The organism is Helicobacter sp. 219-2 (assembly GCF_030053225.1).
Lineage (GTDB): Bacteria > Campylobacterota > Campylobacteria > Campylobacterales > Helicobacteraceae > Helicobacter > Helicobacter pylori_C.
The window spans coordinates 369293-391661 of record NZ_JASGBS010000001.1 but is presented as its reverse complement, the minus strand read 5'-3'; the positions used below and the strand labels follow the sequence as shown (position 1 = coordinate 391661).

The 22369-nt window shown below is 35.8% G+C and carries 18 protein-coding genes and 3 pseudogenes; 5 read left to right on the top strand and 16 right to left on the bottom strand.

Annotated elements, in window-relative coordinates; translation table 11 throughout:
* Position 1: 1 nt before the first annotated feature.
* The 7 genes and pseudogenes from P6280_RS02020 to P6280_RS01990 all read right to left on the bottom strand — a co-directional run bounded on the left by P6280_RS02020 (position 2) and on the right by P6280_RS01990 (position 5635).
* Positions 2-1057 carry a type IV secretion system protein gene (locus P6280_RS02020; protein ID WP_283237446.1) on the bottom strand — a complete coding sequence of 352 codons (1056 nt, stop codon included), beginning with the start codon at positions 1055-1057 and terminating at the stop codon, positions 2-4.
* 7 nt (positions 1058-1064) lie between these two features.
* On the bottom strand, positions 1065-2060 hold the full coding sequence (locus P6280_RS02015; RefSeq protein ID WP_283237445.1) for a PDZ domain-containing protein: 996 nt from the start codon (positions 2058-2060) through the stop codon (positions 1065-1067).
* The gene (locus P6280_RS02010) at positions 2060-2353 is read right to left on the bottom strand and encodes a YbaB/EbfC family nucleoid-associated protein (RefSeq protein ID WP_000347916.1); all 294 of its coding nucleotides are present in this window, start codon (positions 2351-2353) and stop codon (positions 2060-2062) included. The genes P6280_RS02015 and P6280_RS02010 overlap by 1 nt, the downstream gene beginning before the upstream one ends.
* 10 nt (positions 2354-2363) lie before the next feature.
* Positions 2364-2714, bottom strand: coding sequence for an aspartate 1-decarboxylase (panD, locus tag P6280_RS02005; RefSeq protein WP_180506420.1), 351 nt, complete (start codon positions 2712-2714; stop codon positions 2364-2366).
* Positions 2704-4926 carry an AAA family ATPase gene (locus P6280_RS02000; protein WP_283236847.1) on the bottom strand — a complete coding sequence of 741 codons (2223 nt, stop codon included), beginning with the start codon at positions 4924-4926 and terminating at the stop codon, positions 2704-2706. Before P6280_RS02000 ends, panD begins: the two co-directional genes overlap by 11 nt.
* On the bottom strand, positions 4926-5201 hold the full coding sequence (locus P6280_RS01995) for an ATP-dependent Clp protease adaptor ClpS (protein WP_283236846.1): 276 nt from the start codon (positions 5199-5201) through the stop codon (positions 4926-4928). Before P6280_RS01995 ends, P6280_RS02000 begins: the two co-directional genes overlap by 1 nt.
* A gap of 19 nt (positions 5202-5220) precedes the next feature.
* Positions 5221-5635: pseudogene (locus P6280_RS01990) on the bottom strand (universal stress protein).
* A 492-nt stretch (positions 5636-6127) separates the two neighbouring features.
* On the opposite strand from P6280_RS01990, the gene P6280_RS01985 reads away from it, so the two are divergent.
* Positions 6128-6427: a hypothetical protein gene (locus tag P6280_RS01985; protein WP_283236845.1), complete on the top strand. Its 300-nt coding sequence runs from the start codon at positions 6128-6130 to the stop codon at positions 6425-6427.
* 3 nt (positions 6428-6430) lie between these two features.
* Positions 6431-7087 (top strand): dethiobiotin synthase, encoded by a 657-nt coding sequence (bioD, locus tag P6280_RS01980; RefSeq protein ID WP_283236844.1) that lies wholly within the window; start codon positions 6431-6433, stop codon positions 7085-7087.
* Here bioD and P6280_RS01975 read toward each other — a convergent pair.
* Complete coding sequence (locus P6280_RS01975) at positions 7064-7591, bottom strand: DUF1523 family protein (protein WP_283236843.1); 528 nt, start codon at positions 7589-7591, stop codon at positions 7064-7066. The genes bioD and P6280_RS01975 overlap by 24 nt on opposite strands.
* A 71-nt stretch (positions 7592-7662) precedes the next feature.
* Positions 7663-8940: an isocitrate dehydrogenase (NADP(+)) gene (gene icd, locus P6280_RS01970; protein WP_283236842.1), complete on the bottom strand. Its 1278-nt coding sequence runs from the start codon at positions 8938-8940 to the stop codon at positions 7663-7665.
* Positions 8941-9136: 196 nt separating this feature from the next.
* Here icd and P6280_RS01965 point away from each other — a divergent pair, with 196 nt between their 5' ends.
* Positions 9137-10417: a citrate synthase gene (locus tag P6280_RS01965; protein ID WP_108325216.1), complete on the top strand. Its 1281-nt coding sequence runs from the start codon at positions 9137-9139 to the stop codon at positions 10415-10417.
* Between the two features lie 278 nt (positions 10418-10695).
* Here the strand turns inward: P6280_RS01965 and P6280_RS01960 are convergent.
* A pseudogene (locus P6280_RS01960) lies at positions 10696-11143 on the bottom strand (DNA/RNA non-specific endonuclease); the annotation flags it as partial.
* Positions 11144-11202: 59 nt separating this feature from the next.
* Positions 11203-11568, bottom strand: a pseudogene (locus tag P6280_RS01955) (ThiF family adenylyltransferase); the annotation flags it as partial.
* A gap of 690 nt (positions 11569-12258) precedes the next feature.
* Between P6280_RS01955 and P6280_RS01950 the strand changes: the two are divergent.
* Positions 12259-13815, top strand: a complete 1557-nt coding sequence (locus P6280_RS01950; protein ID WP_283236841.1) for a DUF4135 domain-containing protein — start codon at positions 12259-12261, stop codon at positions 13813-13815.
* Positions 13803-15572: an ATP-binding cassette domain-containing protein gene (locus tag P6280_RS01945; RefSeq protein ID WP_283236840.1), complete on the top strand. Its 1770-nt coding sequence runs from the start codon at positions 13803-13805 to the stop codon at positions 15570-15572. The genes P6280_RS01950 and P6280_RS01945 overlap by 13 nt, the downstream gene beginning before the upstream one ends.
* Positions 15573-15636: 64 nt before the next feature.
* On the opposite strand, the gene P6280_RS01940 is transcribed toward P6280_RS01945, so the two are convergent.
* The 5 genes from P6280_RS01940 to P6280_RS01920 all read right to left on the bottom strand — a co-directional run bounded on the left by P6280_RS01940 (position 15637) and on the right by P6280_RS01920 (position 22247).
* Positions 15637-16896, bottom strand: coding sequence for an RNA-guided endonuclease InsQ/TnpB family protein (locus P6280_RS01940; protein WP_283236839.1), 1260 nt, complete (start codon positions 16894-16896; stop codon positions 15637-15639).
* Positions 16871-17524: an IS607-like element IS607 family transposase gene (locus P6280_RS01935; protein ID WP_283236838.1), complete on the bottom strand. Its 654-nt coding sequence runs from the start codon at positions 17522-17524 to the stop codon at positions 16871-16873. Before P6280_RS01935 ends, P6280_RS01940 begins: the two co-directional genes overlap by 26 nt.
* Before the next feature lie 151 nt (positions 17525-17675).
* The gene (locus tag P6280_RS01930) at positions 17676-19640 is read right to left on the bottom strand and encodes a site-specific DNA-methyltransferase (RefSeq protein WP_283236837.1); all 1965 of its coding nucleotides are present in this window, start codon (positions 19638-19640) and stop codon (positions 17676-17678) included.
* Entirely contained in the window at positions 19634-22129 is a 2496-nt protein-coding gene (locus P6280_RS01925) for a DEAD/DEAH box helicase family protein (RefSeq protein ID WP_502868310.1), read from the bottom strand. Before P6280_RS01925 ends, P6280_RS01930 begins: the two co-directional genes overlap by 7 nt.
* Positions 22107-22247: a type III restriction endonuclease subunit R gene (locus tag P6280_RS01920; RefSeq protein WP_283236836.1), complete on the bottom strand. Its 141-nt coding sequence runs from the start codon at positions 22245-22247 to the stop codon at positions 22107-22109. Before P6280_RS01920 ends, P6280_RS01925 begins: the two co-directional genes overlap by 23 nt.
* Between the last annotated feature and the right edge of the window lie 122 nt (positions 22248-22369).

The window sequence follows — 22369 nt, the reverse complement described above, 5'->3', positions numbered from 1 at the left end:
TTTAAATTTCATTTTTTGTATTTATTGTATCCTTTTTAACCTTTTTTTGCTTGAAATTTGGGATTTTTACATCTAATTGAGTGGTTTCTACCTTGAATGTGGGGGAATGCGTTTCTTTTTCTTTAGTGGCACTTTCTCTCATAGAAGAAGAAACGCTAGAAGAAACGGATGGGGTCGTGATATATTGTAAGGAATTAAGGGCGTTTTGGCTAAGGTTGGCACTCAAATTGGTGGCGAGTTTGTAAGTTTCTTTAAGGCTGTTTTGCACCCTAAACAAAGCGTTGATGAAAAAAGGCACGCCTATGATAAAAACGCAACACAAAAATAACGCTACCACCAATAAAAGGCTTAAGTCTTGTTTTTCTTGCATATGCGCGTCTATTAAAGCCTTAGTAACCGACACATTCAAAAAGCCCACCAACAACAAAAAAGGCTTGTAAAACCCAAGAGCGAAGCATTTTTTTAGGCACGCCACCACAACGCTTCTCCATGTTTTAAAAAACCCAAACGCTAAAAACAGCACCCCTAAAGAGCACCACACATGCACTTCTAAATACACTAAAATAATGATCGCAAACAGCACGCTCAAAAAAAGCCCTTGCAAAATGCTTAAAAAAAGCCACACAGACATTTCATTATGGCTCAAATCGCTGATAAAACTAAGGGCATAAAAACCATGATTAAAGATAAAATCTAAAGAAAGCGTGTGGTTAGAAAAATTGCTCAAGCTTTGAGAGAGGCTTTGTGTGATCATGTTAGGCGCAATAAAAATAGCGTTTTGGAAAAATTCATAAAAACGCATGGGATTTTTTAAAGCGTAGTTAAAAAGCGCAAAAAACCCCACAAACAATAACGCTTCTGTTAGCGCGCTAACACTGAAGAAATTCTGTTCTTTCAAACTCCTATAAGCAAAGAGCATGAACGCCAAAGCGACCACGCTATTAAACACCAATTGCGCATGCAAAGTGTAGAGAAAAAATTCAGCGAAACGCCCTAAAATCGCCGTTAAAGGCGTGATAAACCAAGAAAGGATAATTTCATAAGCGTCATTTTTCATCAATATTTCAACGGACTTTAATGTAAAATTCAAAGCCTTTACGCCACACTAATAATTCAATTTTAGGCGCGCTTAACGCTTCTCTTAAAGCTTTTGGGTTGGACGCCACATTTTTACGATTCACCCATAAAATCCTATCCCCAAGCTTTAAAAAATCCAAGCCTTTGGGCAAATGACTGCCTATTTTAGCGATAATAAAACGCTTGTCTAAAGCGATGCCATAGCGCTCTAAAAAAGTGTCTTTGAGCAAAAACCCCCCATAACGCTTATTGACTTTGAGCGTTACTTCTTTGATTTTATGGTTTCGTTTGATGCTTACTTTTGCAAGGCTTTGGTATTTAAGATTGCTCACTACCCATTCAAACTCCGCTAACGAGCGGATCTTTTGGTGGTTGATTGCTAGGATTTCATCGTTTTTTAAAAAAGGGTTTTTAGGGAAAAAGGGATCAAATTGCGCCACCACTAAGCGCTTATTATCTTCTTCTAAACGCACCCCAATATCCCCATAATAAGGCTCTTGTTGGTTTAAAAAGCGCTTGATAAATTTCGTTTCTATAAAGCCATTCCCCCCTACCCCTAGCCCTAACATTTGATAGCAAATATTGCTGATAACGCCATTTTTTTGAATCTTTTGTGAAATTTGAGCGTAGCGCTCATAGCCTTTTTGCTTTGAGAGCAATCGCGTTTCTAGGGCTTCTTTATCCCCTATGCTAGCCATTGGCCTTATAAGGGCGTCTTTGTCTAAATCCCTTAAGGTATAAAAATACTCGCTTGGTGCACTTTGCAACAAATACAGCCCCACAAAGGGATCGGATTTGATGACTTTGGCGTGTTTAGGGTAGGTTTTGGAATAATACAAATACACGCCCTTAGGCAATTCTTTTAAAGCCACGCCCCCATTTTGAAGGCTCGCTTTTTTAAAAAAAGCCTGACAATGTTTGAAATCATAAGCCCCTAATCCGTTCAAAAAAACCAATAGAATGATAAGGGCTTTGTGAAACATCACAATTTGGCAAAATTCCCCAGCATGTTAAAGGCTAAATTTTTTCGGTTTTCTTCTACGGCTTTATACCCATCATTCAAAGCGCTCATCAAATAGATTTGCATCGCTTCTTTATCTTCTAACAGGCTGTCATCAATTTGCAAATCCACTAACTCCCCCATTCCATTAAAACTCACGCTCACCATTCCCCCACCGCTTTTGGAAGTGTGGATCGTGTCTTTATTCTTTTCTTCTAGTTGAGAAAACTCTTTTTTCATGCCGTCTAATAACCCACCCAATTGACTAAAATCCATCTCTAACCCCTTATTTTTCTAAAATTTCATTATTTTCATCCACTAGCACGATGCATGGCTTGTGCGCGTTGATTTCGTCTTCATTCATGCTCGCATAAGCTAAAATGATCACCACATCGCCTATGGCCACCTTTCTGGCTGCTGCACCATTGATGCAAATTTCGCCCCTTTTTTTCCCAAAAATCACATAGGTTCTGAAGCGTTCGCCGTTATTGACATCCACGACTTCTACCTTCATGCCCTCTCTAAGCTTGGCGAATTTGGCTAAATCCTCATCTATGGTGATCGAGCCTACATAGTTGATGTTAGCGTCTGTGATAGTAGCCCTATGGATTTTACTATAAAGCATTTCAAAAGTCATTTTCTTTCACCTTTTGTGTGCACTTGATTTCTTTCAAAACCAATTGGTTTTTTTCTAGCAAGCAAGCGATCTTACAAGGTTTTTTAAACGATTGCAAGAGCAGTAGATCGCTTAATGGGGTTTTGATCTCATTGTGAATGATTTTTTTAATTTCTCTCGCTCCTAAAATCGTTTGATAGCTTTTTTGCGCGATGAATTTCAAAACTTCTTTATGGAATTTTAAGGCTATGTCTTGCTCTAGCGCTAGGGCTTTTAATTTGTCTAATTCCACAGAAACAATGCGTTCAAAATCCTCCAAACCAAGTGCGTTAAACGGCACGATCGCATCAATCCTAGATCGCAATTCAGGGGTCAAAAGCTCTTTAACGGCCTTATCATACTTGGTGTTTTTAGCGTTAAAAAACCCTAGCGCATCCTTATCCTTACTCCCCACATTTGAAGTCATGATCAAAATCACATGCTTAAAACTCGCCTGATTGCCTAAATTATCGCTCAAAGTAGCGTTATCCATCACTTGCAACAACAAATCATACACATTAGAATGGGCTTTTTCTATCTCATCTAAAAGCAGCAAGCAATGCGGGTGTTTTTTAATCGCATTCACTAGTAACCCCCCTTGCTCAAACCCCACATAACCGCTAGGACTCCCGATGAGTTTTGCCACGCTGTGGGCTTCTTTGTATTCGCTCATGTCAAAGCGTTCAAAATGCAAATTCAAATTCAAGGCCAGTTCTTTAGCTAACTCTGTTTTCCCCACCCCACTAGGCCCCACGAATAAAAAGCTCCCCACAGGCTTATTTTTTGCAGAAAGCCCGCAATACTGGATTTTAATCGCATTGCTGACAAGATTGATCGCTTCTGCTTGGGCAAAAATCTTATTTTTAAGCGATTTTTCTAAATTCCTTAAAAGGGCTTTTTTATCGCTACTCAAACGCATTTTAGGGATTTTAAGCTTTATGGCGAGCGCTTCTTTCACATCATCAACGCTGATTTTTTTGCCCTTTTTAGGGCTGATTTTTTTCCTCGATCCCACCTCATCTAGTAGTTCAATCGCTTTATCCGGCAAGAATCTATCATGCATGTAATCACTCGTTAAATCCACGCATGCCTTAAACACGCTCTCATCATAACGCACCTGGTGGTATTCTTCATAAAGAGGAGCGATCTTTTTTAAGATCAAATAACACGCCTCTTTAGAAGGCTCTTCAACTTTTATTACTGAAAAACGCCTGTTGAAAGCCTTGTCTTTTTCAAACACGCTGCGGTATTCTTCAAAAGTGGTCGCTCCTAAACATTTCAAACTCCCATCCGTTAGAACCGGTTTTAATATATTCGCCGCATCTAAGCTCCCAGCGTTACTGCTCCCTGCGCCTAAAAGGGTGTGGATTTCATCAATGAATAAAATGATACGGCCGTTTTCTTGGATCTCTTTGAGCGTTTTTTTCAAGCGTTTTTCAAAATCCCCTCTGTATTTTGCCCCAGCCACCATTAAAGCTAAATCCAAAGAATAGACCTCATATTCTTGCAAAAACTCCGGCACTTCTTTTTGAGCGATCTTTAAAGCCAAAACTTCAGCGATGGAGGTTTTCCCTACGCCCGCTTCGCCAATTAAGAGCGGGTTATTCTTTTTTCTGCGCCCTAAAATTTCTATCACTCTTAAAATCTCTTCTTCTCTGCCAATGACTGGATCTAAAGCGTTATCTTGGGCTAAAGCGCTCAAATTCTTAGCGTATTTTTTTAGGGGAGTGTTTTTGGGTACTTCTTCATTATTGGTGTCACTAGGAATGCCATGGTTATCCAAATCCAATAAAGCAGGGTTAGAATACAAACGAGCGATACCAAAACTATCCATGAGTTTTGAAGCGTAACAATCGGGGTGATCCAGCATTAAAATAAGCAATTCTTCCACGCCCACGCTCTCAAAACCACTCGCATACATTCTTTTAAGCATTCTTAATAGCACAAAACTCCTGGCAGGCATTTTGGCTGGATCACTCTTTAAAGGCACATATTGGAACAAATAGTCTTTAAGGATTTGTTTTAATTTATCATAGTCATCTCTTTCTAAAGCGCCAATAATCTTTGCCCCGCTCTCATGCTCTAAAATGACCAACAGCACATGCTCTGTGGTGCAAAGGGCATGGTTAAGATCTAATGCTAAATTTAAAGCTCGGTTTAGGACTTCATTGAGATCTTGATTGAATTTAGCCATTATCTTATCTCTTCTACCAATAATTTTAAAGGGAGATCTAGCTCTCTGGCTTTATCCCTAACCCATTCTGCCCTATGCCTGGCAATATCATAAGGATAGACGCCACAAACCCCCTCGCCATCACGATGGATGCTTGATGTGAGGGCTTGAGCCTCTTCTAAAGACTTGTCAAAAAAATCCCTCAAAGCAGAGATGACAAATTCCGCTGTCGTAATGGGGTCATCAACCATGATCACTTGCGCCATGGTGGGGGTGGGTATGCTATACATTTTCATTTCATGTTGCTTATTCATGCTACTTGGCGATCACAACAGGGATACTGGATTGTTCAACAAGGCTATTTTGGTGCGAAATGAACAAACGATACAACAAATTGGATTCGCTCGCTCCAATCAATAACAAATCATAATCCTTAGGCCATATCCAAGACCACATCAATCAAATCACCGCTTTTTAGAACGCTCTCGCACTCTATATTTTCTTCTTTGAAAGCGTCTTCAAATTGCTTTAACAAAGCCTTAGCTTTTTCTTCTTCTAAGGCTTCTGTCTGGCCATAATCCATCATCCCGCTTTCGCTATAAATAAACACTTCCATGCTCACATGCAACAAGGTAAAATGGACCTCTTTAAGCGAATGGGCTAATTTGACAGCGAATTTAATAGCGTTATAACATTCTTGCGTGTCGCTAATCCCAAATAAAATATTCATAAGAACCAACCTTAAATGGAGTTTTGATATTATACCAAATAAACCCTAATTACCGCATGAAAGCTCAAAGATAAAGCACTGCAACCCCGCTTAAAGGAAAGCTCAAGGATAAAACGCTATAATATCGTTCAAAAAAGGGTATAAAAATGAGATTGAAAAAATACTCTCCTGTAAAATACTCTCCTGTGCCAAAGAGATATAAATTTTTACAAATTGTTAATGAAGCAGAAGCTACAAGTTTGGCTAGATAAAATAGGCCTAGATTCAAAGTAAAAGACAACTTCTTTTCTGGTGGTTATTGGGGAGTTAGGGGCTATAGCTCTATTGGAAGTCGTATTGAAGCGATATATCGTATTTATAGGATTTCTCACACAGCCCGCATTACTTTCTCTTTGGACGAGATAGAAAGGTGGGAAAAAAACATTTAGAGCAAGGACTGGGAAACAGCTTTAAACCAAAAAAGAAAAAGAAAACAAAAGCAAAAAGGAAAAAGTGAGTAAGACACTATTAGCTAAAGCGTTTGCTAACACCACAGACACCGATGCAAGCTATTGCTTTATCTCAGATTTAGCGGCACAACTTGATAATATCAGCCCAAGACTATCTAAAAGCATCATAACCGCTATAGAGCAAGCAGAGGGCGTTAGACTGACTCATGCGTTAATTGACAGGGTTTTGTATAACTCACTCCACAATATTTTAAGCTTCATTTTTGATAATGTGAAGTTGCCACAAATTAAAAATGCATTGACAGCTCAAATCTTTGAGAGTGCTTATCAGTTTAAAAATTAAACCATGCTCTTTATCAGCGCGACTAACACTAATGCCGGAAAAACCACATGCGCTAGGCTATTAGCCCAATATTGCAACGCTTGTGGCGTTAAAACGATTCTATTAAAGCCCATTGAAACAGGCGTCAATGACACAACCAACCACTTTAGCGATGCGCATTTATTCTTGCAAGATAACCGCCTTTTAGATCGCTCTTTAACCTTAAAAGACATTTCATTCTATCGCTACGCTAAAGCTTCAGCCCCCCTCATCGCCCAACAAGAAGAAAACCAAAACGCCCCCATTGACACGAATAATTTAATCCAACGCCTCCAAAATTTCACCAAAACTTACGATTTGGTCATCGTTGAAGGGGCTGGGGGGCTATGCGTGCCTATCACTTTAGAAGAAAACATGCTGGACTTTGCCCTACAATTAAAAGCCAAAATGCTTGTGATTAGCCATGACAATTTGGGCTTGATTAATGATTGTTTGCTGAATGATTTTTTATTGAAATCCCACCAATTGGATTATAAAATCGCTATCAATTTGAGAGAAAATAACACCGCTTTTCACAGCATCAGCTTGCCCTATATTGAGCTTTTTAATACACGCTCCAATAACCCCATTGTGATTTTCCAACAAAGCCTAAAAGATTTAATGAGCTTTGCTCTTAAATAAAGTGCAGACAGAACGCACGCTGATAAAAAAACCCATTAACAGCAAAGCGTATAAAATCCAGCTAAAAATGGGTTTTGAAATGTCAGCACTCTCTTTTAAGGGCTTTAAAAAAATCACATTAGGGAACATGTTAAACAAATTGATCCGCCAGCCATAGTATTTCACTTCCACTTGCTGATTGACTAAACTTTGAGCGAGGGCTGAAATATCAGCCGAATTAAACTTAAAATAAAAAGGGAAGCTAAAGCGCGTGTCTTCGTTACGATAAACGGTTACGCTTTTTTTATCCTTAGGGTCGTAAGTTTGCACAAAATAGACATCTCTAGCAAGGGTTTTTACTTCCTTATTATTGGGCGTGTTTTCATTTTCATTCATTCTTTTAACTTCCACCCCACTAATGACAGCCACGCTATAATGGGGCATGCAATAGCTCACTAATAGCATGAGCGCTAAAAAGATCGCCGTTAAAATGAACAAAACCACATTACGCACAAATTTTATCAACTTCATTCCTTATGATAGTATTAGCCTTTTTTCGCATTCAAACACCATTTAAGAGCTTAAAAAACGCTCTTTCACATGTTTTCAATCATCACGCTAGCAAATTCAGAGCATTTCACTTCTTTAGCCCCATCCATCAAACGAGCGAAATCATAGGTTACCTTCTTGCTCTTAATCGCTTTTTCCATAGCAGAAACGATCAAATCAGCCACTTCCACCCAGCCCATATGCCTTAACATCATTTCCGCGCTCAAAATAATAGACCCCGGATTGACTTTATCCAGCCCAGCGTATTTAGGAGCGGTGCCATGGGTGGCTTCAAACATGCCCACTGTGTCATTGAGATTAGCCCCAGGAGCGATACCAATACCCCCCACCATCGCCGCTAACGCATCAGAAATATAATCCCCATTCAAATTCATGGTCGCAATAACGCTGTATTCGCTAGGGCGTAAGAGGATTTGTTGCAAAAACGCATCAGCGATCATGTCTTTAATGATGATTTCTTTACCGGTTTTAGGGTTTTTCAAAGAACACCATGGGCCTTTATCAATGACTTGAGCGTTAAATTCTTTTTGAGCGAGCGCATAGCCCCATTTCATGAACGCTCCCTCGGTGTATTTCATGATGTTACCTTTATGCACAAAAGTTACGCTTGGCTTGTCGTTATCAATAGCGTATTCAATCGCTTTCCTAACCAGTCTCTCTGTGCCTTCTTTACTAATGGGTTTTACCCCTATGCCACTGCTTTCAGGGAAGCGGATTTTTTTAACCTTTAGTTCATCTTGTAAAAAATGGATGAGCTTTTTCGCTTCCGTGCTGCCTTCTTGCCATTCAATGCCCGCATAAATGTCTTCAGAATTTTCTCTAAAAATCACCATATCCACTTTTTGTGGTTCTTTAACTGGGCTTGGGCTACCATACCACCTAACCGGTCTCAAGCACACATACAAATCCATTTTTTGGCGTAACGCTACATTCAAAGATCTAAACCCTTCACCAATAGGCGTGGTCAAAGGCCCTTTAATAGAAACTTTATAGTGGTTAATCGCTTCAATAGTGTCCGGTAATAACCATTGCTCTTCTGGGCTTAATTCTTTATGATCTTTAAATTTTTGATAGCATTTTTCGCCCACAAACACCTCATACCATGCGATTTTTTTCTCGCCTTTATACGCTTTTTGAACCGCACTATCCACGACTTTAATCATCGCTGGGGTAATATCTGATCCAATGCCATCGCCCTCAATGAAAGGGATAATGGGGTGGTTTGGCACATGCAATTTGTTGTCTTTAATCGTAATTTCTTCGCCCTCTTTAGGCTTTTGTAAAATTTTAGGGTTGTAAGCCATCTCTCATCCTTTTTATAAAATTTGAGTAACTATACTAGCGCAAAAATACTATATAACCCCTAAAAATCTTTTTTTGAATGCGTGTTTAAAAGTAGCGATTGGAAATAACTTGAAAAAACGCAATGTTTTTAAAAAAATATTTAATTTTTTGGCTTATAATGGAGTGCTACCATTCTAAAAACTTTAAGGAAGTCAAATGTCTGTCACTTTAATCAATAATGAGAATAATGAACGCTATGAATTTGAAACGATTGAATGCACCCGTGGGCCTAAAGCGGTGGATTTTTCCAAGCTTTTTGAAACGACCGGGTTTTTTTCTTACGATCCAGGGTATTCTTCCACCGCCGGGTGCCAATCTAAGATCAGCTATATCAATGGCAAAAAAGGCGAATTGTATTACAGAGGGCATAGGATAGAAGATTTAGTCGCCAAATACAAATATGTGGATGTGTGCAAATTGCTCCTCACAGGGGAATTACCCAAAAATCAAGAAGAAAGCTTGGAATTTGAATTGGAATTACGCCACAGAAGCTTTGTGCATGAGAGCTTGTTAAACATGTTTTCAGCTTTCCCTAGTAACGCCCACCCTATGGCGAAACTCTCTAGCGGCGTGTCCATTTTATCCACCCTTTATTCCACGCACCAAAACATGCACACTGAAGAAGATTACCAGACTATGGCCAGAAGGATTGTCGCTAAAATCCCCACGCTTGCGGCTATTTGCTATCGTAATGAAGTGGGAGCACCCATCATTTATCCGGATATCGCGCGCTCTTATGTGGAAAATATCCTTTTCATGTTAAGAGGGTATCCTTATAGCCGATTGAAACACACCACTCAAGGTGAAGTGGGAATCACGCCCCTAGAAGTGGAAGCCTTTGATAAAATCCTAACCTTACACGCTGACCATGGGCAAAACGCCTCTTCTACCACGGTAAGGAATGTCGCTAGCACCGGCGTGCATCCTTATGCAGCCATAAGTGCGGGCATTAGCGCTTTATGGGGGCATTTGCATGGCGGGGCGAATGAAAAAGTGCTTTTGCAATTAGAAGAGATCGGCGATGTGAAAAATGTGGATAAATATATTGCACGCGTGAAAGACAAAAACGATAGCTTCAAACTCATGGGCTTTGGGCATAGGGTGTATAAAAGCTACGATCCGCGCGCAAAAATCTTAAAAGGTCTAAAAGACGAACTGCACCAAAAAGGCGTTAAAATGGACGAAAGATTGAGCGAAATCGCTGCGAAAGTGGAAGAAATCGCGCTAAAAGATGAGTATTTCATTGAAAGGAATCTCTACCCTAATGTGGATTTCTACTCCGGCACGATTTTAAGGGCTTTAAAAATTCCGGTGCGTTTTTTCACGCCGGTGTTTGTCATTGGCCGAACCGTAGGCTGGTGCGCTCAGCTTTTAGAGCATGTCAAAAGCCCGCAAGCTAGGATCACACGCCCAAGACAAGTCTATGTAGGGGATTAGGCTTTGTTTGAATAGAGCGTTGATGGAGCGTTGATTAAGCTTTAAGAAACGCTTCAAAGCTTGTTTAAAAGAGCCAAGCATCTTTGTGTCAAGCGAGCGATAATTTAACCGTATGCAACCAAAACTCAAGGATAACCACACCTTCACAAGCAAACCCTTGAGTTTTTGGAAAAAATGGTTGTAAAACATCTCTCTTAAGAAAATTTAAGAAACCATCTTTACAATAAATTTACAACAAACCCAAAACAATCAAAGTTAAAACCCCTTTTTTGTAACTACTCTCTTAAAGGGTTAGACGCAAAAATCAAAAGAAGCGTCATTCGCCACAAAATGCCCCCTATTAAAACCGCTTCTTGTGTAATCTTGTGTCGTGGCTTGTTGGTATTTGGCTAATCGTGTGTCTGTCTTAAACTCATAGCGTTTTTCAATATTATTTTTATCCACTAAATCCCCAAACAACACGCTCACGCCATAAATAGGGTTTTTTAACTCACTAGAATAACACACCGAATAAAAGTTATTTTTTAAAACTTTACAATCAATGTTAGTGAGAATACCATTAGCATAGGTCTTAGTGGGGTTAGCGCTATTTACTTGATCCTTGATTTCATTAAGCTTTTTAGTGGTGTAGCTGTTAATAGCCTTAGTGAAATTATCCAGCATGTCCGCTTGGAGCCAACTCATAGCGATCAGGCTAAAACAGAGCAGGTTTTTAAAGATTTTCATGTTTTGCTCCTTTTTGATTGGCTTGAATACTACAATAATATTTTTAATCGTTTGTTTTTACCCCCACAACTAATAATGATGAAAATAGTTCTTTTAAAATTATTTATTGTTAGTTCTGGTTTACTTGACATTAGATCGATAAACAGGTGGTTCTTAAAGTTTTGTTCGTCATTTGGATTTAGTATGAATGAGGTAATAAGTTTATTGGCAACTAGCTTATCAAAAATATTATGTTCTATTTTGCTAGTTTCCATAAAACTTTTTATCTCAGCCATTCTTTTCTTCATTCTCAGAAAAACCAAGAGTCTCAGTGATTTCTCAAATTCATTATGATCAACGCAATACTGATATGTTCCAAGACCAATAATATTTTCTGTATCTGTTTGACCAACACATGCACTAAAACTAGTTTGATACCACTGCACAAATAACCTTTCTTGAATAACTAACTCTACTCCGATAAAACTTTGAACAATTACACTCTAAAATAGAGTGCAAAATTTTTCAATTTAATTACGGTATGACAATTTCATGGCTTACTCCTTTTATAACTTAAAAATTACGGAGATGATAATATAATTATGATTTTTTTATTACCGATTACATATTCGTAATAATATTTTTTGTAGTTTGGGTATATTTTACACAATAAAGCGTCACTAAAGTAATTTTTAAAGATGTGAAAAGTGTTGAGGTTATCAGTATTGGTATAGGGATTTGCTAACTGACTAGCTTCTAAAGAAGGTGTTAGTTTTCTGTATAGTGGATTTTTAGCCAATTTTTTCTATCTAAAATCGCCTACAATCAACGCTAGGAAAAAAACTGAAGAAAAAAAAAGCTACCTACAACTAAAAATGCAAAAAACAAAAGCACACAAGCAAAAACAAGAGATCTTACAACTTATTACTGATATTGCTTTCACTCATCTCTAATTCCATGATATAATCTGTATCGCTTTAGTTTAAGCAAAAAAACCGGAGATGGATTATGGAATTAGAAAACTTTTACACTGGATTAGATGAAATTAGTTTTGATATTATTGAGACTCATTTCTTTTTTGGAGATTCTACGGCTTGTTGTGCTAGTGGAACTTGTGACTGGCTGAAGTAAGCTCAATGAAGAAAGATACAGAACCAAATCGTTTAAGATTGTATGAGACTCTCTTCAACAATTGGTTCAACCTTGAAGAGATTGTATCTATAGAAAAGTATATATCTAAGTATAGATATATACTTTTCAGACGAATGGAGTTCTTTTTAGTTCCGACCATTGCTAAACTAATATTTGATGCTAAACAAAATAAAATTCCCAACGCATATGAATACTACTTTAACAACACAAAAATAATTCTAAACAAACTGCATGAAATTGGTATTTTAAACAGAGTTCGCTCAAACCTTATCAATTTTACTATCCTAATAAAAAATACTATAGAAAAATCAATAGAAGCACTCTTGCTATCCAAGATTATTTCTTATAAAAATGATATTAAGAGCATTGAAGTAGAGTTTAGTGATTTGCATTCGCTCGATTTTACTTCCATATTAGTAACAATCAAAAAAAACAGAAAATTTTTTATTAAATCCTCACTAACAGACCCATCAAAAGTATTTTACGATGTATGCAAAATATTAAATATACACACAAAAAAGAAAAATATATATTGGCAATCGGACTTACTAAATGTAGCTGACTATATCGATTATGACCCTGATGTAAAGGATATAGAGTTTTTTTACAAAAGAGTTGCAGAATTAATGGCTGTTTCTGCAACATTAAATCTTACCGACATCCATCTAGAAAACTTGTTAGTCTCTGATGGATTACCAGTCATACTAGATTTTGAGACATTATTTACATTCAAAGAAACATCTTCTGGTCTTATTGATAACACTATAACAGATGTTGAGGCCACATTATTTATTGAACCAGTTCAAGAGCTTATCAATAACAACACACTTGACAATAAGAGGAGAAGTATTATTTCTGGGTTACAGGGTGGCGAGGTTAGGAACAAAAGTTTTCTCTACCCATTTGTGATTAATGATGGCAGCGATGAGTTTAGGGTAAGCTATAGAAAATTAAGTCATTATCAATCACATAATAGAATATCATCTAATAAAACTATTATACAACCGCATCTCTACTCAAAAACAATCACAAATTCCTTTACAGAAACAATGCTTGGAATTTGCAAAAACAAACAAAGATTATTAAATGTTCTTAATGAAAACTACTTATCTAATTTTAAATACAGACATATCCTGAGACCAACATCATTCTATAGTTTTATATCTGTCAGAAGTTGGCAACCTAAAGAATATATTAACTGGGACACTTACTGGAATAAGATTGAGCTAACACTGGATAACCAACAAGTAAATTGTTTCTCAAAGAATGCCAAAAAACAAATTATTCAATACGAAATACAAACCATACAAAAAGGACTTGTCCCATTATTCTATCGTGATATCAATACATGCAACTTGTATACAGCGGATTCACAAACAATAAAAAATGCCTTTAGGAAACCGCTAATTAAAAACATAAAAAGTAAAATTAGTCAAATATCCGATGAATACATTCATCAAAATGTTTTATCAATAGAAGAAAGCTTAAATTTATCCGGATCCATCAACCAGGAAGAGAAAAATATCGGATGGATACCATAAAAAACATTCCATTAAGGACTTTTATTTTACTCTATAAAAGCTCACCAAAATGTGTTGTGTTGGCATCAATTACAGTGCTATTTGTCGGCATTCTTCCATCTCTGAATATTCTTGTTATGATAAAATTGATTGATATTGTGGTGGATCTATTACAAAAGCATACGCATTTTGAATACAGCTTGCTGTTACCAACTTTACTACTATGGGGAGCCTTGCTGTTTTTAACGCATGTGTTCTCAGGAATTTTATCAAGCTTGCAGACCATTATTGCTGAACAATTTTCTATAAACATCATCACTCATCTTGCTAATAAACTCACACAAGTTAAAAATCTAAATTTTTTTGAGAACAAAGACCATACTATCAAGCTTAACACTATCCATAACGGACTGCACATCCGCCCCCTAAATTATGTCAGTAATCTTTTTTTCAATCTACAACGCATTATAGGGCTTATCAGTCTGTTTGGGATATTATTTTCCATTAGTATTTATCTACCCTTTATAATGATTTTTGCAACAGTACCTTGTATTCTCATCTTCAACCATATAGCAAAAAAACATAGTGCTTCCATAGATAAGCTTCAAGACCAAAAAGAAAGCATGCAAAATTACCTATACTCTGGACTAGATAACCAAAAGAACAAGGACAACCTATTATTTAACTTCATGCTAAATTTTCACCATAAATTTATTGAAACAAAAGAATTGTATCTCAATAATTTTGTGAAAGTAGCCCAAAAAAACTTAATATTTACCATATATGCTGATGTTTTAATCACCACTCTAAGTATTGCACTATTTTTTCTAATGGTTTTTATTATCCTTTCAAAATTAATTGGTGTGGGAGCAATTGCTGGCTATATCCAAGCATTTAGCTCTACCCAGCAGCAGCTACAAGATTTATCATTTTATGGAAAGTGGTTTTTTGCTATCAATAAATACTTTGAAAATTATTTCTGTATTTTAGATTACAAAATACCGAAACCAGAAACACAAATCAAATTAGAAGAAAAAATCCATAGCATTACATTTGAAAATGTTAGTTTCTCTTATCCTAATTCAAAGCTTATTTTTGAAAACTTTAATCTCTCTTTACACTCTGATAAAATTTATGCATTAGTCGGCAAGAATGCTAGCGGAAAAACCACGCTGATTAAATTATTGCTAGGGTTTTATATCCCAAATTCAGGTCAAATTATTATCAATAACAAATACTCGTTACAAGATTTAGAGCTAAACAGCTACCACCAACAAATGAGCGCTGTATTCCAAGATTTTTCTCTTTATGCTGGGTATAGCATTGATGATAATCTTTTCATGCAAAACAACCCCACAAAAGAGCAATTAAAACAAAAGAGAGAAATGCTAAAATCTTTTGATGAAAATTTTCAAAATTGTCTTAATGATTACAGCAACGCATTATTTGGAGCCCAATATAATGGTGTAGATTTTTCTTTAGGTCAAAAGCAACGCATAGCTATCATAAGAGCCTTTTTAAAACCAAGTCATTGTGTTGTTTTAGATGAACCAAGTAGCGCTATTGACCCCATTGTAGAAAAAGAGTTTTTGGATTTTATTTTTAAACAAACGCAATCTAAGATGGCTTTAATCATTACGCACCGCATGGGTAGTGTCAGACAGGCTAATGAAATTATTGTGTTAGACAAAGGCAAACTTGTAGAACAGGGCAACTTTGAAACCCTTATAAAGAAACAGGGCTTATTTTCTGAATTGTATTTGAAGCAGCAATACTAAAGCAACTTACCGCCGTTACTACAAACTTATAAAATCTTATAAAGAGCTATAAAATTCTCTTAATTTAGGATTTTTGTTGTATTCCTAGTTCAACCTTGCTAGTTGTTAAACGATTTTTGGATAAATCATTCAACAGAGCTGTCAAGTCCATAGGCGTAAATTCGGCAGTAACTCTACCTACTAAATGCTTTAAAAGATTGATAGCAGCGTTTATATCTCTATCTAATTCAAAGCCACACTCTAGGCATTGATAAATCCTATCTTTAAGTTTTAAATCTTGTTTAACCTTTTGACAATTAGAGCAAGTCTTAGAGCTTGGATAGTAAGTATCAGCTCTTAGAATTTCTTTATTAGAGTATTTAGCTTTATATTCTAATAGCGTGTTAAACACAGACATAGAAACATCGCTTAAAGATTTAGCTAACCTGTGATTTTTAAACATGTTTTTGACTTTCAAACTCTCTAAACAAAACGAGTTTGAGTGCCTTATAAGAGAGCTTGTGAGCTTGTGTAAAAAATCAAGTCTGATGTTAGCGATTTTTTCATGCAAGTGGGTAAGCTTTTTAGAATGCTTTAAGTAATTATTAGATTTCTTGGTTTTATCCCCTTTGGTTTTTGGGTGGATTTTTTTACTCAGTTGTCTGCTAATTTTTACAAGCTTTCTAGTAAGCTTATCTAAGGGCTTAGGGGCATAGATATTTAAGCCATTAGACAAACTCACAAAGGATTTAATCCCTATATCAATCCCTAGTTTATTATGACTCTCTTGGAGTTTATGGGTTCGCTTGTATTCACTCTCATCAACACCACAAGAGATTGAAACATAGAAATGATCGCCCTTTTGAGTGATGGTAGCGTTATTGATTTTGCCTTGAAATCTTAGTTTTTCAGTGAGTTTGATTGGGGGTAAGTTAGGTATTTTTAAATAATCAGTATTAGCTGTTTGAATGATTTTAATTTGATCACCCCCTATATAAAAAGAACCTTGAAACTCCCTTTTCTTTTTAAATTTAGGGTAACTCACTAAACCTTTTTTTAAATCCCTAAAAAACTTGTTAAAGGCTAGATTCAAGTGGATAAAAGGCTGTTGGGTGGCGTATTTAGTTACTTCATAAACGAAATTAAATTGCGATTTTTTAAGAGCGTTAAATTCTTTTTTAAGCTGTAGATGGTTAGTTTTAATACCCAGTTGGTAGTTTTCTTTCCATTTAGCTAACCCCCAATTATAAGCGAACCTAGTGCACCCAAAAGCTTTTTTAAAGTAAGTAGTATGCTTGTTATTAGGCTTTAAAGCGATTTTATGCGTGATTGAGATAGCTGACATTGTTAGTTATTACTTCTTGCATTTCATCTAAGAGTTTTTTGTTTTTCTTAGACCTAGAGCCATACAATCTAGTGCTAAAGACGGTTATAATTTCTAAAACATCTTTGGCTAATTCTTCTTCAAACCTCACATTCTCATCACCCTTATTGATGATAACCACTTCTACTCCTTTAGCTTCACAAATACTGAATACCAATTCGGCTCCAAAGCGTAATAATCTGTCTTTATGCGTTAATACAAGGCGTTTGACTTGATTGTCTAAGATTAAGTTTAAAAGCTTGGTTAAGCCTTTTTTATAATAGTTCATGCCACTCCCTAAATCTTGTATCACTTCATAGTTAAAGCCACATCTAGCGCAATAAAGCTCTAAAACTTGAACTTGTCTGATTAAATCATCTTGTTGGTCATGCGAGCTTACTCTAGCATAAGCTATTGTTTTTAATTCATCTTGATTAAAGACTACGCTTCTATTGATACGCCTTAAACTTTCTAACTTGTAACGCCTTTCACCGCCTTTAGTGAGTTCATCAGGTTTTAACAAATCTTTTTTATCCCAATTGCGTAAGGTTTGGATAGTTACACCCAAAATCTTACTCGCTTGACCGATTGATAGCATTCTTTTATTCATGCAAGCAGTATAACACAAAACTTAATAACCTATACAAAAATTATAGTATTTTATAGGTTATTATGGGATTTTAGTTTCTGTTTGTAACCCTTAAATAGCCTAGTGCCTAGCGTTTTGATGCGTTAAGCGGTGCGCATTGAATGATTAAAACTTAAGAATAAAAAATTTCATTGTATTTTTTAGTGATCTCATCTATCCCCCATGCGTCTTCGTCAATATCGCCCAAGCTTAAATAGTCTTCGTTAGAGTCTAAAAGCGCGCAATAAATCCTTTTTTGCTCGTTTAAATCTAAATTTTGGAACTCTTCGCTATGGATTTCACCAATCTTACAATCGGTGCGTTTTAAAAAGCGCCCATTAAGATCGTTAAAGATTTTTAGGCATTCGCTCTTGCTTTTAGCGTTAAGGATTTGTTTTTTAACTTCTAAATTCACTTCTTTCAATTCAGCATAGACAAAACTCCCGCCCCCTTTAAAATCGCATTTTTTAGAAATGCCCCCTTGCTCGCCCTCTATGACTTTTTTTAACCTTTCTTTGGTGATCGTTTCTATATAGTCCATTTGTTCGATGCCAATGTAGCGGCGTTTCATTTTGTGCGCCACCGCGCAAGTCGTCCCGCTCCCGGCAAAAAAGTCTAACACGAGGTCGTTTTCGTTGGTAGAAATCTCTAAAATTCTTTGAATTAAACTTTCTGGTTTTTTGCCATTTTTTAATGTTACTTGTCCTTCATTTGAAATACCTTGCCAAAAATCCTCTGTAAATATATTGCTTAATGGCTCTAATTTATAAATTATTTTTTTATTATCATCTGCTTTAATCAAATTTTTAAGCATCGTAATTGTTTGACTTTTATATAAAAAATATTGTGTTTTTATTCTCTTATCTTTGCCTTTTGATGGTGCATACTCATACATAAATAAATCTTCATCGTTTGTAAAATCAGTGATATGATTTTTTAATTTCTTCCCTATACCGCCACTTAGAGCTGTAGGTCTAAAAATCTCGTCTTTTAACCTATAAAAATCTTGCTCTGACATTGTCTTTACGGATAGTCTTTGTATATTGAAATTACCCTTTGATATTTTATAATATTTAATATTATCTTTTTCACATATAAATTCTTTTTTCCTATGATCAATATTATTGATAATAGAATTATATTGTTCGCTCGTTTTTGATTGAGAATTTATAATTTCTTTTGAAATTTTAATTGAATTGTAAGTTAAGTTTTCAAAAGATTTTGCATAAACTAGAATATACTCAGAGCAATTAAAAATCATTTCTGTATCAGTCGTTAAGCCACCCGCACTTTTTACCTTACAGGTAATCGTAGCCACAAAATTCTCCCTAAGAAAAATCTCATCCATCAACACTTTCAAGTAAGCTTGTTCGTTGTCATCGCATTGCACAAAAATCACGCCATCATCGCTTAAAAATTCCCTAGCCACTTCAAGCCTGTTTTTCATAAACACTAGCCATGAGCTGTGGTTGAAATTATCGTTATAATTAAAGCTGTCATTGCCCGTATTATAAGGAGGGTCAATGTAGATGCATTTAACTTGTTTAGCGAATTTCTTTTTTAAAGAATGAAGAGCGATCAGATTATTGCCTTTGATAAGGTAGTTTGTGTTTTTATCTTTTAAAGCGCTTTCTAAATCGCCCTCTCCATGCATTTCAAAACGGCACAGTGCTTTTTTCTTTAAAAGCGTGTCAATTTCTTTTTTATGCAATATCTCATGGTAAAAAAGCTCTTTAGATTTGGTGCTGTTATCTTTAGCATTGCCTAGTAAAACATTGTCTTTAAAAGGGAAATTCAAAACGACTAATTCGCTGGATTTTATAGGACGCCCTTGTGAATATAAGCCTATTTTATTTTCAAATCGTGTGAAAGAATTTTCTAATTCTTTGGTTAAACATTCTAATAACGCTTTTTGATTGAATACAAGAGAATTAGCGATCGTTTTAAAAAAAGCGTTTTTGTAGTCGTTAGCGTTTTTATCTTCAAGCATGAAAGTTAAAAGCTTTTCATCATTCTGTAGGATTAAAGTTTCTAAGCGTTCTTTAGTGAAACGATTGATTAAAGCGTCTAATAGGGTTTTTAGTGGGTTTTTTAACATTCTTGATCCTTAAAGATTTGATAGAAAGCGGTTGTAAATTCGCTATTTGCTACGCTATTTTTGAGCGTGAAAAACGGCAAGCCTTTTAAATCTAATTTTTTGTTATGGCTTTTAAGCGTGGCGTTTTCTAGCATTTCTAAAAATTCTTCTTTCCAAGCGCTAGAATGCTTTAAATGTTCGCCTTTAGCTTCCATGTAACAAGTGAAGCCTAAAAATTCATCGCTATGCGTTTGGGCAAAAAGGATAAAATCCGGCTCAAAACCTTGCGCGTAATAAGGGCTATTTTCTATATTGCAAAAAACTTTTAATTCAGTGAAACGATCATTCCTTAAAACGCACCATTCTTTGAATTTCTTGTCTAAAACCTCTTTATGGTCGTTGATGAAACCTAAAAACTCCCTTTCTAAATCGCTGTCTAGTTTTCTCATGTCTTTAAAAAGCAACCATTCATAAAGGGGAATGCCTTTTTCCAATTCGCTAGCGCTAAGGCTTCTGTTATGCGTTTCAAATTCTTTTAATTCTAATGCGCTCACATCGTATTTATCTTGCTCTTTTAAAAGCGTGTCTTTTAAGTTTTCAATGATATAGACAGCGAGTTTTAAAAGGATTTTGTTGTCGTCAAACTTTTGGTTTTTATGAAAGTTCGTTTTTAATGGAGAAATATAGCGCTCTATAAATCCCACTTTATTGCTAAAGGCATGTTTTTTAAAGGCTTTTTTAAGCGTTTTGAAATCCAGGTTTTTTAAATTAAGGGCTTTTAAAAAATAGTTTAGGGGGATCTTATCTAAGGTATGGGGTATATAATAAGTTGTATCGCCTTTATTTTTTTCTTTAAAATCCACTTTCTTTTCATGCACGCCAAAAGCAAATAAAGGGACATGCAAACTTTGGAGTTTGACTTTAACAGGGTCTGTATAGTCTTTATTGAATAGGTTTTTCTTTTTGTTTTTTGTGTTGCTCGCATAGTAGCATTTGAGATTCTTGGTGGGTGTTAAAGGGATAGTCTGTTTTTCTACAAATCCTAATCCTAAATCTTGTAACTCTTTTTTTAATTTAGCGATAAACTCGCTGTCATAAATGGCATGGTAGTCTAACCTTTCTAGCGCGCTTAAGGGGTTAAAAAGATCAAATTTGCATTGGTAAAACTCTATTTGGTTTGGTTTTAAATCGTTATAGCTAAAGGGGTAGTATCTCGCTCCTCGCCCTATGAGCTGGGCGTCTTTAGTGGTGTCTTTTTGACTCGCTTTATTTTTAAGCCTGACAATGTCAAACAAATTCAACACATCCCAGCCTTCATTGAGCTTATCCACGCTAAAAATCACTCTTTTAGGGTTTTGTCTGTCTTCTAGGGAGTTCAATAAAAGCATGCTCTTTTCTAATTCTTTTTCGTTATTGGTGTTAATCTGAACGCTTTTTTTGAATTTCGTTTGCAATAATGCAGCAAGGTTAGGGGTGTAATGTTGCTTGTCAAAAAAGTTTTTAGCGTCTTTAAAAAAAGCGTTGCGGCTGTGATTGAAAAAATTTTCTAAATCTAAAGGGCTTAAATTTTCTAAAGAGGCGTTGAAGCGCTCTTGATTTTCTTTGCTATCTTCAATTCTCTCGCTTTTAAACAAAATGCATGGTTTAAAGCTTTCAATATTGTGGTGTTGGGCTAATAATTCTTTATACAAACTTGAAACGCATGCCCCTAAAAAGCGCGTTTCTAATTCTTTATTTTCATAAGAAAGGGAGTAGATGTTTTTGCAAAATTTATCCTCGCTAAATTCTTTTAAGGTGTAAGTGATCACCTTTAAGTTTTCATATTTGTCTTTAACGCTTTTTTCATTAGGGATAGTGGCGCTAAATTCCAGCAATAAATTGTCTTTATTTTGTTCTAGGGCTAATTTCACAACGCTTTCCCAGTTGCGTTTTTCACTAAATTCTGCATCGCTTAATTTCTTTTTAGTCTCTGTGTTTAAATGGTGCGCTTCATCCGCTAAAAAAACCAATTTTTGATCTTTTAAATCCTCTATGCTGATAGTGTTTTCTTTAACTTTAGTGAATAATGAAAACAGGCCTTGAATGGTGCTAAAATAAATGTTGATAGCGCTTGTTTGGCTCTCGTTTAAATTATTGATGCTTTTAATTTCTGTGTTTTCATCATTGATATGGATATTTTCACTAAAAAGGTATTTTGATGAGACGCTGTCTGTAAAATTCAATTTCGTTTTTTCTAAAATGCTGGTGCTATTCACAAAAAAGATAAAGTTTTGATAGCCTTGCTTGTAGCATTCTAAAATCAAACCCGCCATCACTAAGGTTTTGCCGCTACCGGTTGCCATTTCAAACATGAAATGCTTTTGAAAGGGATTGGATTGTCGTTTTTCTAAATAATTGTGTATCGCTTGTTTTTGATAATCTCTAAACTCGTTTTTTAAATTACTGGTGATGTGAGTGGGTAGCTCTATTTCTCCATTATTGGGTGCGTTATTGGGTGCGTGATCTTTTATTGCTGATTGGGGGGGGGTAACCTTGAGTGAATAAATCTTGCATGAAATCCCTTAATGAAAAAGTGAGGAAATTATAGCGTAAAGTTTTGAGATTGACTTTAGAGACGCTAGCGAACAATTAAATTAAAATCAAATAAAGTTTTAGTTTTAATATTTAATGGAATAAAGCCCTTAAAATCAAAAGTGCTTCTTTTTCTTTGCTATAATCAATCTCAAAAAAACCAACTTTTTTAAAACAAA